The 13,238-nt window shown below is 65.6% G+C and carries 12 protein-coding genes; 3 read left to right on the forward strand and 9 right to left on the reverse strand.

What is annotated here, in order from left to right; genetic code table 11:
• Positions 1–207 precede the first annotated feature (207 nt).
• Positions 208–1,431 carry a serine hydrolase domain-containing protein gene (locus M9H71_RS00005; RefSeq protein ID WP_455403085.1) on the forward strand — a complete coding sequence of 408 codons (1,224 nt, stop codon included), beginning with the start codon at positions 208–210 and terminating at the stop codon, positions 1,429–1,431.
• A 156-nt stretch (positions 1,432–1,587) separates the two neighbouring features.
• On the opposite strand, the gene M9H71_RS00010 is transcribed toward M9H71_RS00005, so the two are convergent.
• Positions 1,588–2,355 carry an SDR family NAD(P)-dependent oxidoreductase gene (locus M9H71_RS00010; RefSeq protein WP_455403086.1) on the reverse strand — a complete coding sequence of 256 codons (768 nt, stop codon included), beginning with the start codon at positions 2,353–2,355 and terminating at the stop codon, positions 1,588–1,590.
• Between the two features lie 182 nt (positions 2,356–2,537).
• A complete protein-coding gene (locus tag M9H71_RS00015; protein ID WP_455403087.1) occupies positions 2,538–3,293 on the reverse strand; it encodes a histidine phosphatase family protein in 756 nt (251 codons plus the stop codon).
• A 156-nt stretch (positions 3,294–3,449) separates the two neighbouring features.
• Here M9H71_RS00015 and M9H71_RS00020 point away from each other — a divergent pair, with 156 nt between their 5' ends.
• A complete protein-coding gene (locus tag M9H71_RS00020; protein ID WP_455403088.1) occupies positions 3,450–4,235 on the forward strand; it encodes an SDR family NAD(P)-dependent oxidoreductase in 786 nt (261 codons plus the stop codon).
• A 327-nt stretch (positions 4,236–4,562) separates the two neighbouring features.
• Here M9H71_RS00020 and M9H71_RS00025 read toward each other — a convergent pair whose 3' ends face one another.
• Both M9H71_RS00025 and M9H71_RS00030 read right to left on the reverse strand, forming a co-directional pair.
• Positions 4,563–5,612 (reverse strand): phosphotransferase family protein, encoded by a 1,050-nt coding sequence (locus tag M9H71_RS00025; RefSeq protein ID WP_455403440.1) that lies wholly within the window; start codon positions 5,610–5,612, stop codon positions 4,563–4,565.
• A 164-nt stretch (positions 5,613–5,776) separates the two neighbouring features.
• Positions 5,777–7,009: an acyl-CoA dehydrogenase family protein gene (locus tag M9H71_RS00030; RefSeq protein ID WP_104512111.1), complete on the reverse strand. Its 1,233-nt coding sequence runs from the start codon at positions 7,007–7,009 to the stop codon at positions 5,777–5,779.
• A 244-nt stretch (positions 7,010–7,253) separates the two neighbouring features.
• Between M9H71_RS00030 and M9H71_RS00035 the strand changes: the two genes are divergently transcribed.
• On the forward strand, positions 7,254–7,916 hold the full coding sequence (locus tag M9H71_RS00035; protein WP_455403089.1) for a TetR/AcrR family transcriptional regulator: 663 nt from the start codon (positions 7,254–7,256) through the stop codon (positions 7,914–7,916).
• 29 nt (positions 7,917–7,945) lie between these two features.
• Here M9H71_RS00035 and M9H71_RS00040 read toward each other — a convergent pair whose 3' ends face one another.
• The 5 genes from M9H71_RS00040 to M9H71_RS00060 form a co-directional block, all read right to left on the reverse strand.
• Positions 7,946–9,607: an NRAMP family divalent metal transporter gene (locus tag M9H71_RS00040; RefSeq protein WP_455403090.1), complete on the reverse strand. Its 1,662-nt coding sequence runs from the start codon at positions 9,605–9,607 to the stop codon at positions 7,946–7,948.
• Between the two features lie 206 nt (positions 9,608–9,813).
• Positions 9,814–10,080, reverse strand: coding sequence for a hypothetical protein (locus M9H71_RS00045; protein WP_104512144.1), 267 nt, complete (start codon positions 10,078–10,080; stop codon positions 9,814–9,816).
• 416 nt (positions 10,081–10,496) lie between these two features.
• Positions 10,497–11,249, reverse strand: a complete 753-nt coding sequence (locus M9H71_RS00050) for an ABC transporter ATP-binding protein (RefSeq protein WP_104512109.1) — start codon at positions 11,247–11,249, stop codon at positions 10,497–10,499.
• A complete protein-coding gene (locus M9H71_RS00055; RefSeq protein ID WP_104512108.1) occupies positions 11,246–12,016 on the reverse strand; it encodes an ABC transporter ATP-binding protein in 771 nt (256 codons plus the stop codon). The genes M9H71_RS00050 and M9H71_RS00055 overlap by 4 nt, the downstream gene beginning before the upstream one ends.
• Complete coding sequence (locus M9H71_RS00060; RefSeq protein ID WP_455403091.1) at positions 12,013–13,236, reverse strand: branched-chain amino acid ABC transporter permease; 1,224 nt, start codon at positions 13,234–13,236, stop codon at positions 12,013–12,015. Before M9H71_RS00060 ends, M9H71_RS00055 begins: the two co-directional genes overlap by 4 nt.
• Between the last annotated feature and the right edge of the window lie 2 nt (positions 13,237–13,238).

Here is a 13,238-nt window from a genome sequence, read left to right on the forward strand (position 1 = left end):
TCAAACTTTGCTTTGGCCATCGTTCTCCATCCTAGTCGGCGCCAGCCTGGAAGGCGGCGAAACCGCGGCTGGTTACTGCGGAAAAGCACCCTGTTCAAGCCGGATTTTATGGGTCAATCTGGCGCGGAACGCACCCCGCAGGCCCGGATGACACGCGTGTGAACGCCGGCGCCCGATCACAACAAAAAACAGCACCCGGGAGACGCCATGACCGCGACCGCCGCCGCAACCTCCGCCGCCACTCCGCAGACCCCCGCTTTGCCGGATGCCAAGCCCGAAACCCTGGGCCTGTCGCCGCGACGGCTGCAGGTGATGTCGGACGCCTTCAAGCGCGAGATCGACAAGGGCACCATCCCCGGCGTCACGGTGCTGGTGTCGCGCAAGGGGCGGATCGGCTGGTTCGACGCGCTGGGCCGCCAAGCGCCGGGTTCCGACGCGCCGATGAGCCAGGACAGTATCTTCCGGATCTTCTCGATGACCAAGCCGATCGTCTCGGTCGGCATCATGCAGCTCGTGGAAGACGGCCACATGCTGCTCGACGATCCGCTCTCGAAGTTCATTCCCGAATTCGAGAACACCAATGTCGGCATCGTGCGCGGCGGCGAACTCGAACTGGTGCCGCTGCAGCGCCCGATCACCATCCAGGATCTGCTGCGCCACACTTCGGGCATCACCTACGACCACACCGGCGACGGTCCAATCCACAAGATGTACCGCGCTTCGCGGATCCGCAGCCGCAAGATCACGAACGAAGAGCACGCCACTCTGGTCGCCTCAATGCCGCTGGTGTGTCAGCCGGGCGCGGCGTGGAATTACAGCCGCTCGACCGACATCCTTGGCCGGGTGATCGAAGTGGTGACCGGCCAAACGCTCGGAACCTTCCTCACCGAACGCATCCTGGCGCCGCTGCAGATGGCCGAGACCGGGTTCCACACATCGGCCGAGAACAAGAGCCGCCTCGCCGAGGCGTTCCCGACCGACCCGTGGACGGGCGATCAGGTAGCGCTGTTCAACATGCTGGAAAAGCCGGCGATGGAATCCGGCGGCGGCGGCCTGGTCTCGACCACAATGGACTATGCGCGGTTCTGCCAGATGCTGCTCGGCGGCGGCACGCTGGATGGGACGCGCATCATCGGCCGCAAGACGCTGGAGCTGATGGCGAGCAATCACCTCGAGCCGCACATCCCGCCGGACAACTACATCCTGCCGCCCGGCAACGGCTTCGGCCTCGGCTTCGCGGTCCGCACGCAAGCCGGCATCTCGCCGTTTCCCGGCTCGGTCGGCCAGTACTACTGGAGCGGCATCGCCGGCACGTTCTTCTGGATCGACCCGGCCGAACAGATGTTTGCGGTCTTCATGTCGCAAGGGCCGGGACAGCGCGAATACTTCCGGACTTTGGTGCGGGATCTGGTCTACGCGGCGGTGGAGTAACCCTTTCCCCGAGTCATTCCGGGGCGCGCGAAGCGCGAACCCGGAATCTCGACGCGTTCTGCGACGTCCCTCTCGCCCCACTACTTCGGGATTCCGGGTCTGCGCGCCTGCGGCGCGCATCCCGGAATGACGGAGTGTGTGGCGAGGAGGAGCGGCTCAGCTGATCGTCGCGCCGCCGTCGATCACGATGGTCTGGCCGGTGGTGAAGGTGCCGGCCTTGGAGGCGAGGAACACCGCGGCGCCGGCGATTTCGTCGGGTTCGCCGATCCGCTGCAGCGGCGAGCGCGCGGTGGAGGCCTTCAGCGTGTCCGGGTTCTCCCACAGCGCGCGGGCGAAGTCGGTCTTGATCAGGCCGGGCGCGATGCAATTCACGCGAATGTTGTGCTCGCCGTATTCGCAGGCGAGGTTGCGGGCGAGCTGCATGTCGGCGGCCTTCGAGATGCAGTAGGCGCCGATCACGGTCGAGCCCTTCAGCCCGCCGATCGAGGAGACGATGGTGATCGAGCCGTCCTTGCGCGCAATCATCTGCGGCACCACTTCGCTGATCAGCCAGTGATTGGCCACGATGTTGTTGTCGAGGATCTTGCGAAACTGATCGTCGTTGATGCCGGCCTGCGGGCCGTAATATGGGTTCGAGGCAGCGTTGCAGACCAGCGCGTCGATTTTGCCGAAGGCTTGCGTCGCTTCCTGCGCCAGGCGCTTCAGATCGTCCTTGCTGGAGATGTTGGCGGCCAGCGCCAGCGCGGTGCCCGCGCCGTGTTTGTCGTTGATGGCCTTCGCCACCGCGTCGCAGGCGTCCTGCTTGCGCGACGAGATTACCACCTTGGCGCCCTGCTCGGCCATCCGCTCGGCGATCGCCTTGCCGATACCGCGCGACGAACCGGTGATGACCGCGACTTTGCCGGTCAGGTCGAACAAGCTCATGTTTCTCTCCCGTTGTGATTGTTTTGAGTGGATGACTTATCCGTCATTGCGAGCACACGGATCGGCGCTTCGCGCCGTCCGAGCACAGGCTCCGCGAAGCAATCCAGGTCCGTGCACTACGCTGGATTGCTTCGTCGCTTCGCTCCTCGCAATGACGGATAGCTTGGGTTCGACAATGGCGCCTAGGCCAGCTTGCTCGGCGTCGCCAATTCCGGGCCGGCCGGCTGATGCATCGCGGCGTGCGACGGGTCGGCGATCCACGGCTGCTGATTGACCATCGGAATCCGCCAGCCCTCGTGACCGTTGGACGCCATATGGTCGAGCCGGGTGATCGAGCAATTGTCGATCGTGAAGGCGAGCCCCCGCTCCGGCTGATCGCGAAGCGCGACGCCGATCGCGGCCTTGATGGTACCGCCGTGCGCGACCGCGACGATGTCTTCGCCCGGATGCGCGGCGGTGATCCGCGCGATCGCGCGCCGGGTGCGCTCGTAGAGATCCATGAAGCTCTCGCCGTTCGGCGCGCGCTCGTCGATCGGCGCGAACCAGAAGGTGTCGAGATTGACCGGCAGCTTGGCGAAGAACGCGGCGCGGTTGGTGCCCTGCCAGTCGCCGAGATGCTGCTCGTTGAGATCGGGGTCCTGCGTGATGGTCTCGGGTCGCGGGAAGCCGGCGGCAAAGATCGCGTCCGCGGTCATGTGGGTGCGCTTCAACTTGCTCGCGTACCACACCGCGTTCTGCGGCAGCACCCGGCTGACCGCGTCGAACACCACCTTGTCGCTGCAGTCGCAATCAATGTCGATCTGGCCATAGATGTTGCCGCCGTCGCTGCGCACCGGCGCGTGCCGCACCCACCACCACCGCGTCGCGGTGACGCCCGCCGGCACCGAATGCTGCGCGACGAACGGTTTGTCGTTGGAAGACGGCGGCACGTTCGTCATGCGAGAAAATCCTTCAATCCGGTCACAAGTCGCTGTACGTCAGACCTCGCATCGTCTCAAGTCACTTGTGTGGCGGACGCGCGATGTCGATCGAATGATCGTCGTTCCAATTCCGTCAAGCGGCAAACGCCGCAAATGATCAGCAGGGAGCAACGCATGGGCCGCCTCGAAGGCAAATCCATCATCATTACCGGCGCCGGCAGCGGCATCGGCCGCGCGGCATCGCTGCTGTTCACCAAGGAAGGCGCGCAACTGATCGCCGTCGATCGCACCGAGGGCGTCAACGAAACCGTCGAGCTGGTGCGCAAGGCCGGCGGCACAGCCGAGGCGGTGATGGCTGACGCCGGCTCCGAGGACGACGTGAAGGGCTTCGTCGCCAAAGCGATCGCCGCTTACGGCAAGCTCGACGGCATCTGGGCCAATGCCGGTATCAGCGGCGGCCTGGTGCCGCTGCCCGAACAGACACCGGAGCATTGGCAGGAAATCCTGCGCGTCAATCTGATCGGGCCATTCCTGGCGATCAAGCACACCATGCCGCATCTGATCAAACAGGGCCACGGCGCGATTGTCTGCACTGCCTCGGTCGCGGGTTTGAAGAGCGGCGCCTCGGGACACCCTTACGCGGCATCGAAGGCCGGTGTGATCAGCCTGGTGCAGACCACCGCCTATTCGCTGTCCGGCACCGGCGTGCGCATCAACGCGGTGTGTCCCGGCCTGATCGAGACCGGCATGACCAAGCCGGTGTTCGACGGCGCCCGCGCCCGCGGCACCGATCACAAGATCGGTCAGCTCAACCCACTGAAGCGCGCCGGCCAGCCGCACGAACTCGCCACCATGGGCCTTTTCCTGCTCAGCGACGAAGCGTCCTACGTCAACGGCCAGGCGTTCCCGGTCGACGGTGGCCTGACGGCGTCGATGCCCTATGCGGGCAAGCCGATCTGACACGGGATGATGAGCAGAGCAGTCCGCTCAACACACGACCGTCATCCCCGCGTATGCGGGGATCCAGTATTCCAGAGCGCTCGTGATAACAGGAACGCTCTGGGATACTAGGTCGCCCGGTCAAGCCGGGCGATGACGACCCTTTTTGAACTCAATACCGCAATTTCGCCATTCCGGCCGCGAGAAACGCGCGAACCCAGAATCTCGTCGTACCAATCTCGGGATTCCGGGTTCGCCGCTGCGCGGCGGCCCGGAATGACCGGATGACAAAAAGAGGCGCGGCCGTTTCGGACCGCGCCTCTTCTTTTGAAGTAGAAATCTCGTCGCTTACTTCGCGCCGGCCTTCTGCGCGTATTCCCACGCCAACTGCGCCATCGGGACGGTGCGGGAGGCGGATTCCTTGGCCTTGTCGGAGGCGGCGGTGCCGTCGCGGACGCGGCCGGCGATGCCCGCCAGGATGCCGGCGAGGCGGAAGGTGTTATAGGCGAGATACCAATTGAGGTTCGGCACGCCGGCGATGCCCGCGGCCTTGCAATAGATATCGGCGGCCTGCTCCAGCGTCGGCAGATTCAGCGCCTTGAGATCGGCCTCGGCGAGGCCCGGCATCGCCCACTGCATCAGCAGATAGGTGAAGTCGGCCATCGGATCGCCGAGCGTCGACAGCTCCCAATCCAGTACCGCCAGCACGCGCGGCTCGGTGGCATGGAAGATCATGTTGTCGAGCCGGTAGTCGCCGTGCACCACCGACACCCGCTCCTGCACCGGAACCGTGCTCGGCAGCCATTCCATCAGCCGCTCCATCTCCGGAATGGGCTCGGCCACCGACGCCTTGTACTGCTTGCTCCAGCGGTCGATCTGGCGGGCGAAGTAATTGCCCGGCTTGCCGAAGTCGCCGAGCCCGATCTTCTCCGGCTCGTAGCTGTGGAGCTGCGCCAGGGTCTCGATCTTGGCCTTGAAGATCGCCCAGCGCGAGTCCGGCGTCTGGGTCGGCAGGGTCGGATCCCAGAACACCCGGCCCTCTTCCATCGACATGATGTAGAACGACACGCCGATCACCGAGTCGTCGGTGCACAGCGCATAGGCCTTGGCGACCGGGAAACCCTGCTTGCCGAGCGCGGCAATGACGCGGAATTCGCGATCGACCGCATGCGCCGACGGCAGCAGCTTGCCGAACGGCTTGCGCCGCATCACGTAGGAGCGGTTCGGGGTGATGAGCTTGTAGGTCGGGTTGGACTGCCCGCCCCTGAACTGCTGCACCTCGAGCGGGCCCTGATAGCCCTCGACATTCGCCTGCATCCATTCGGCGAGGCGGGCCTCGTCGACCCGATGCCGTTCCTCCACCGGCTTGGTGCCGGTGTAGTCGTCGTCTTTTCGCATCCCGACCAAGTGGCGCTCCCTTGTTCTTGTTCGCGCGTTGACGTGCCGCGCGTTCCGTCGATCCAAAACAGTCATACCCGGGCTTGACCCGGGTATCCATCTTTTCAAGAGATGCATCGCCGGATCAAGTCCGGCGATGCCGTTTTGTGCAGCTCGCGTGCGCGTCAGTGCGCCGCGTTGGCGTATTTCTTCATCTCGAGCCGCGCGATGGCGCGATTGTGCACCTCGTCCGGACCGTCCGCGAGCCGCAGCGTGCGGATGTTGGCGTAATCCTTGGCCAGACCCGCGTCGTCCGACACGCCGGCACCGCCGAACGCCTGGATCGCTTCGTCGATGATGCGCTGTGCCATCCGCGGCGCTGCCACCTTGATCATCGCGATCTCGAGCTGCGCGGTCTTGTTGCCGACCTTGTCCATCATGTCGGCGGCCTTGAGGCACAGCAGGCGGGTCATCTCGATGTCGATGCGGGCTTCGGCGATCCGCTGCTCCCAGACCGAGAATTCGATGATCCGCTTGCCGAACGCGACGCGCGACTGCAGGCGCTTGACCATCTTCTCCAGCGCCTCTTCGGCCTTGCCGATGGTGCGCATGCAGTGATGGATGCGGCCCGGACCGAGGCGGCCCTGCGCGATCTCGAAGCCGCGGCCCTCACCGAGCAGGAGGTTCGAGGCCGGCACGCGGACGTTCTCCAGCTTGACCACGCCGTGACCGTGCGGCGCGTCGTCGAAGCCGAATACCGGCAGCATCTTCTCGATGGTGATGCCGGGGGAGTCGAGCGGCACGAGGATCTGCGACTGCTGCTGATGGCGGGCGGCGTTGGGATCGGTCTTGCCCATCACGATCGCGATCTTGCAGCGCGGATCGCCGACGCCCGACGACCACCACTTGCGGCCGTTGATGACGTAGTGATCACCGTCCTTCTCGATCCGGGTCTCGATGTTGGTGGCGTCCGACGAGGCCACCGCCGGCTCGGTCATCAGGAACGCCGAGCGGATCTCGCCGGCCATCAGCGGCCGCAGCCACTTCTGCTTCTGCTCCTTGGTGCCGTAGCGGAACAGCACCTCCATGTTGCCGGTGTCCGGCGCCGAGCAGTTGAACACTTCGGAGGCCCAGGAGATGTGGCCCATCTGCTCCGACAGCAGCGCGTATTCGAGATTGCTCAGGCCCGCGCCGTGGAATTCATCGTCGTCGTGCGTCGACGGCGGCAGGAACAGGTTCCACAGACCTTCGGCCTTCGCCTTGGCCTTCAGCTCCTCGAGAACCGGGATCACCTTCCAGCGCTCGCCCTCGGCGTCCTGCTGCTTGTAGATCGGCACTGCGGGGCGAACGTGGTCGTTCATGAACTTGGTGACGCGGTCCAGCCATTCGCTTTGGCGATCGGACATCGTGAAATCCATCAGGCGATCCTCACTGTTTTTCCCAGACTGTTGTGACCGACGGGGTGGCGGCACTGTCGTCCTGCCGCATCAAGCCCGCAAGTCGGATTTCCGCCCCGCGCCTCCCGACAACCGGATGGCCGCGAACCGCGAAAACGACGGCGCCGGCGTCTCTGGGCCCGACGGCGCATTGACTTCCGGCTGTGAAACGATAGTTTCATACAGTTGTTTGAAATGCAAGATCGATGATTTCCCGCGGAGCGGCATGTCGACCGACACCACACGCAGCGCCATCCTGACCGCCGCCGAGCGGCTGTACGCCGAACGCGGTTTCGGCGATGTCACTTTGCGCGACATCGTCGCCGCGGCCGGCGTGAACCTCGCCGCGGTCAACTATCACTTCGGCTCGAAGGACGAACTGATCGCCGAACTGTTCGTGACGCGCTCGATCGTCACCAATCGCGAGCGGCTCAACGAGTTGAAAGCGGCGGAAGCCGCCGGCGGCGGCCGCGCGCCGATCGAGGCAGTGCTGCGGGCGCTGGTCGCCCCGTCGATGCGCGGCTGCCTCGGCCCTGACAGCCAGCGCTCGGACGCGGCGCGCTTCATGATCCGCGCTTCGATCGAAACCATCCCGCCGATCCGCAAGATCAAGAACCGCGAGATCGACCACTTGCGCAAATTCGCCGCCGCGATGCGGCGTTCGCTGCCCGGCACATCGGACGAGACGATCTACTGGGGACTGCACTTCGCACTGGCGATGGCGCACCACACCGTGCGGGAAAGCGAACGACTGACCCGATTGTCGGACGGCAAATGCGATCTCGACGACGTCGATGGCGTGATCGACCGTGTGGTCGCGGCGGCGTCACTGGCGCTGAGGATGGGCGCTGTCGGCACCAGCGAGGTTGCGGTCTCGCGGCGGCGCTGAGCCGATCGGCGCAGCTACCGCCGGATGAATCAGCGCGCGATCAGCTCGACGATGCGGTACAACACCAGCCCAGCCGCCAGAACCAGATAACCGCGCAGCACCAGCAGCCAGATGCGGCTCACCGCGCTAAGGCGCGCGGGCGGCAGCGTCGCCAGCGGCGGCATCCGCCACTCTTCCGGCGCAACAGCGGACGCCGCCACAGGCTCGGTGCGGACACCCCGCCCGCGGCGCGCGATCAGCGCCACGGCGCCGGACAGCAGCAGCGCACCGACCACGCCGCCGCCCAGGATGCCGAGGATCATCCCCTCGCCGACGCCGGGAAACAGCACCGACACGGTGAGGATCACCGACAGCAGCACCAGCACCGCGACGATCGCGCCGGTGAACAGGTTGCCGGCACGACCGTTAGCCCATGGCCCGAGCACGGCCTTGTCGTTGCACAGCAGCAGGAGAAACACCGTCGCGCTCGGCAGCAGCACGCCGGCCAGCGTCTGCACCGCATTGGTGAGCAGGCCGAGCGGCATCCCCGGCGTCACCACCAGCGCCGCCGCGAACGCGATCAACCCGGCATAGACCGCGTAGAACCCCTTCGCCTCTCGCGGCTTGCGATGCAGCGAATGCGCCACTGCAAACACATCGCCGATCGCGTAAGCGGTCGACAGCGAGACGGCCGCCGCACCGATGATGCTGGCGTCGAGCAGCGCCAGCGCGAACAGGATCGCCGGCAACCGCCCGGCGGCCTGCTCCAGGCCGTGCGCGGTGCCGAGCGCATCGGTATAGGCGCCGAACTCCGGCCGGCCGGCGAAGGCCGCGGCCGAGAAGCCGATCATCGCCACCGCGCCGATGATCACCAGGCCGATGCCGACGCAGAGATCCCAGCGCTCGTAGCGGATGAAGCGCGGGGTGATGCGCTTGTCGATCAAATAGCTCTGCTGGAAGAATAGCTGCCACGGCGCGATCGTGGTGCCGACGATGGCGATGATCAACAGCATCACCTCGCCGAGCGGCGCGCCCTCCGGCATCTTCGGCACGAAGAAATCATGCGCCAACTGCGGCAGCGGCGGATGCACCATCACGGCAACCGGGATCAGCAGCAGGCTGCCAGCGACCAGCACCAGCGCGAACCGCTCGAACCGGCGGAAATCGCCGGTCGAGACAGCGAAGGTGATGATCACCGCGGCCGCGATCACGCCCCAGAACTGCGACAGGCCGAGATACTGCAGCGCCAGGCTGATGCCGATGAATTCGGTGACCAGCGTCAGCGCGTTGAGCAGGAACAGGTCGGCGACGCTGAACGCGCCCCAAAACTTGCCGAACCGCGCAAAGATCAGCCGCGCGTGGCCGACGCCGGTGACCGCGCCCAGTCGCACAACCATCTCCTGGTTGACGTACAGCACCGGGATCAGCAGCAGCAGCGTCCACAGCAGCGTAGTGCCGTAATTCTGGCCGGCCTGGGTGTAGGTGCCGAATGCACCGGCGTCGTTGTCGCCGACCATCACGATCAAGCCGGGACCGGCGATCGCCAGCAGCGTCTGGAGCCGGGCTTTGAGCGTTTGCCGCGGCGCGCGATCATCGGCCGCGATGGTGCCGAGCGCACCGCGGATCTCGCCGAGATGAGCGCTGTCCAGCACCGCGCTGTGCGGAACGGAGGCGCAGGCCGACGCCGCCTGCAAGGGGATGTGCTTGGTCATGGTACTCTCCTGATCCGGCCTGCGCGCAGAGGCCGGACCGGAGAGCGGCGCTAAGCGCCCTCGCCCGCCCGGCGCCGATGCGGCGCGGCCACGTCTGATGCTGATTTCGAGATCGGCAGGCCCGCCGCACGCACGCAGGCGGCGGGCAATCTGGGTTGATGGTCCATCGTGATGGCTCCTGCCCGAAGCGCAGCCGGGCGTTGGATTTACGCCGCGCGCGAGGGCGGCTGGTACACGCGGTCGCCGGCATCACCCGATTCGGCACCCGCCGCGTCGTCCGACGGCACCAATGTCCAGCCGGCCACCAGCGTGCCGGCCGAGCCGACATGCCAATGCAGCGCCAGCGCCGGACGCTGCGTCCGGCGCGGCGTGCTGCGGACGTTGTCGTTGGCGTGGGCGCGGCGGCTCTCGGCCGGGCGCGCGGCGCGGCCGGTCCATGCCGGCCACCAAGCGGTTTTGAAGTTGATCGACATCACTCACCTCCACAGCCGCGCAAGACGGCGGGACGGTGAGATCAGGCGGCTAGCAGCGCACCTTGCTCACGCGGCCCGACACGGTCGCGGTCCGATGTGTTGCGGTCGCATTCGCCCGGCCTATCGCGGGGAGAAGGCGGCCAAAGCTGCTAGGGCCCATGTGCTCTTCGTTGGATGAGAAGGAAGGATCGCGCACCAAGGCTCGACCCGGCCGGAGCCCTACGCCCGTACCTGTGATCGAGTCAACACTGTTTGTAGTCAGTCACGCCGCCGTGTGCAGCTCGCGCGGCGTCGAGCGGGACGACCGTGCGGCGGGCAGCTCGCATCGTCTGCGGAGCGGTCATCCTTCGAGGCGCGCTAAAGCGCGCACCTCAGGATGACGACGGGAGATAGGACTGAGCTCGTCGAAACGCGCTTCAGATCGCCAGATAGCGATGCCGCAAGTCTTCGCTGTCGAGGACGTGCTTGGCCGAGCCGTCGTATACGACTTCACCGGTATCGAGGATCACGGCGCGGTCGGACAGTTCCAACGCGGCGACCGCGTTCTGTTCGACGATGATGGTCGTGATGCCGGCAGCGCGGACTTCGCGCAAAGCCTTGGCGATGTCCTGGCGCACCACCGGGGCCAGACCTTCATAGGGCTCGTCGAGCAACAACAGCTTGAGGTCGCGGGCGAGCGCCCGGGCGATCGCGAGCATCTGCTGCTCGCCGCCGGACATCGTCACGCCTTCCTGCTTGCGGCGCTCGGCGAGCCGCGGGAACAGTTCGTAGATCCGCTCGAACGACCAGCCGACGCTGCCGGAGATCACCGCAAGCTGCAGATTCTGCTCCACGGTCATGCCCGGAATGATGCGGCGGTCCTCCTGCACCAGTTGGATGCCCGCCCCCGCGGCGACGTAGTTCGGCTTGCCGTGCAGCTTGACGCCGTCGAGGATCACTTCGCCCGACACCAGCTCCGGTGTCGAGGCGCGCGCGATCGACCGCAGCGTCGAGGTCTTGCCGGCGCCGTTACGGCCGAGCAGTGCCAGGATCTCGCCCTTGTTGAGCGAGAACGAGACGTTCTGCACGATGTAGCTGTCGCCGTAATAGGCGTTGAGATTGCGGCAGCAGAAATACGGCGCCTCGCCCGATGAAGCGGATAGCGGCCGTTCGGCGGTCATCGTCGTCATACTTGCTCCTCGCCGAGATAGGCTTCGATCACCTTCGGATTGCCCTTGATCTCGTCGGGCACGCCCTGCGCGATGACACGGCCACCGGCCAGCACGGTGATGCGGTCGGCGAGCGAGAACACGACGTGCATGTCGTGCTCGATGATCACGATGGTCATGCCCGACTGCTTGATCTGCCGCAGGATGTCGATGGTGGCGTTGGTGTCGGCGCGCGCCATACCGGCGGTCGGCTCGTCGAGCAGCAGCAGCTTCGGCTTCTGCACCAGCCCCATCACCAGTTCGAGCCGGCGCTTGTCGCCGCGCGAAAGCGCGCCGGCCAGATGATACAGATGCTCGCCGAGGCCGCGCTCGCGCAGCGCCTGCACGGCACGCTGGCCGATCTCGCCCTGTTCGTCGAACCGCGACACCAGCTTGAGCCGGAACGCGCCGTCCTGATGCGACAGCATCGCCATCATGACGTTTTCCAGCACGGTGAGATCGCCGAAGATCTCCGGCGTCTGGAACACCCGCGCCACTCCGAGCTGATTGATCTCGTAGGGCTTCAGACCGGTGAGCTCAGTGCCGTGAAACATCACCTTGCCCTGCGTCGGCGGCAGCACGCCGACGCAGACGTTGAGCAGCGTCGACTTGCCGGCGCCGTTGGGACCGATGATGGCGTGGGTTTCGCCCTCACGGATGTCGAGATGCACGTCGGCCAGCGCATGCAGACCCGCGAACGTCTTGTGGACGTGATCAATGTGCAGAACGATGTCGCTGTTCACGTTCATGGCGCGGTTGCTCTCGCTTTCTTCTCGGCGGCTTTCTTTTCGATCTCGGAGGTGCGGTCGTGGGACGGCATCTCCTCGATCACCATTTCGCCGAGGCCGTCACGCTGCGGCGAGTCGCCGAGCGACCTGACCTTCGGGGTGTGCTTGAGGCCGATCAGCCGGTTGATGCCTTCCATCACGCCGCCCGGCAGGAAGATCACCACCGCCATAAACAGCAGGCCGAGCGTGAGCTGCCAGCCTTCGCCGACGAACAAGCTCAAGGTCTTCACCACCCCCTCGCGTACCGCGTCCGGCAGGAACGAGAACACCGACATCAGTTGGTGCTCGTTATAGGCCGAGAAGATGTTCTCAAAATACTTGATGATGCCGGTGCCGAGCACTGGACCGAGCAGCGTTCCGGCGCCGCCGAGGATGGTCATCAGCACCACCTCGCCCGACGCGGTCCACTGCATCCGCTCGGCGCCAGCCAAGGGATCGGTGGCGGCGAGCAGCGCCCCGGCGAGGCCGGCGAACATGCCGGAGATCACGAAGGCCGACAGCAAATACGGCCGGGTCGAGTAGCCGGTGTATCCCATCCGGTTCTGATTGGACTTGATGGCGCGCAGCGTCATGCCGAACGGCGAGCGGAAGATCGCGATCGACAGGCCGAACGCCGCCACCAGCACCGCACCGCAGATGTAGAATCCGGTCCAGCCGGTGATCTGCATCCCGAACAGCGACGGCATCGGTGAGACGTAGCCGAACGCAGCGTCGAGTACCCGCGGATCGTTGCGGAGCACACGCAGGCCGGTCTCGCCGTTGGTGATCGGGGTCAGCACCGAATATGCCATGTTGTAGCACATCTGCGCGAACGCCAGCGTCAGGATCGAGAAGTAGATGCCGGAGCGGCGCAGGGACACGAAGCCGATCGCCAGCGCCAGGAGCCCGGCCAGCACGACCGACAGCGCGACGGCCGGCAGCAGGTCCATCGACACCAGCTTGAACGACCACACCGCGGCGTAAGAGCCGACGCCGAGGAACGCGGCGTGGCCGAACGACAGATAACCGGTGAGACCGAACAGGATGTTGAAGCCGATCGCGAAGATGCCGTAGATCGCGAATTTCTGCAGCAGATCGGGATAGCCGGCGCCGATCGGGGTGAAGATGATCGGCCCCAGCGCCACCATGATGGTGAAGCCGATCAGCAGCGCGATGTCGGCGAGTTTGGAGGTGTGCTTCATCG

The organism is Rhodopseudomonas parapalustris, assembly GCF_053772255.1.

Bases quoted from the DNA above. Each gene is read 5' to 3' on its own strand.
- M9H71_RS00045 (WP_104512144.1), bottom strand. From the start codon at position 10,080: ATGTCGATCAACTTCAAAACCGCTTGGTGGCCGGCATGGACCGGCCGC.
- M9H71_RS00060 (WP_455403091.1), bottom strand. From the start codon at position 13,236: ATGAAGCACACCTCCAAACTCGCCGACATCGCGCTGCTGATCGGCTTC.
- M9H71_RS00050 (WP_104512109.1), bottom strand. From the start codon at position 11,249: ATGACGACGATGACCGCCGAACGGCCGCTATCCGCTTCATCGGGCGAG.
- M9H71_RS00015 (WP_455403087.1), bottom strand. From the start codon at position 3,293: ATGACGAACGTGCCGCCGTCTTCCAACGACAAACCGTTCGTCGCGCAG.
- M9H71_RS00010 (WP_455403086.1), bottom strand. From the start codon at position 2,355: ATGAGCTTGTTCGACCTGACCGGCAAAGTCGCGGTCATCACCGGTTCG.
- M9H71_RS00025 (WP_455403440.1), bottom strand. From the start codon at position 5,612: ATGCGAAAAGACGACGACTACACCGGCACCAAGCCGGTGGAGGAACGG.
- M9H71_RS00040 (WP_455403090.1), bottom strand. From the start codon at position 9,607: ATGACCAAGCACATCCCCTTGCAGGCGGCGTCGGCCTGCGCCTCCGTT.
- M9H71_RS00055 (WP_104512108.1), bottom strand. From the start codon at position 12,016: ATGAACGTGAACAGCGACATCGTTCTGCACATTGATCACGTCCACAAG.
- M9H71_RS00030 (WP_104512111.1), bottom strand. From the start codon at position 7,009: ATGGATTTCACGATGTCCGATCGCCAAAGCGAATGGCTGGACCGCGTC.
- M9H71_RS00020 (WP_455403088.1), top strand. From the start codon at position 3,450: ATGGGCCGCCTCGAAGGCAAATCCATCATCATTACCGGCGCCGGCAGC.
- M9H71_RS00035 (WP_455403089.1), top strand. From the start codon at position 7,254: ATGTCGACCGACACCACACGCAGCGCCATCCTGACCGCCGCCGAGCGG.
- M9H71_RS00005 (WP_455403085.1), top strand. From the start codon at position 208: ATGACCGCGACCGCCGCCGCAACCTCCGCCGCCACTCCGCAGACCCCC.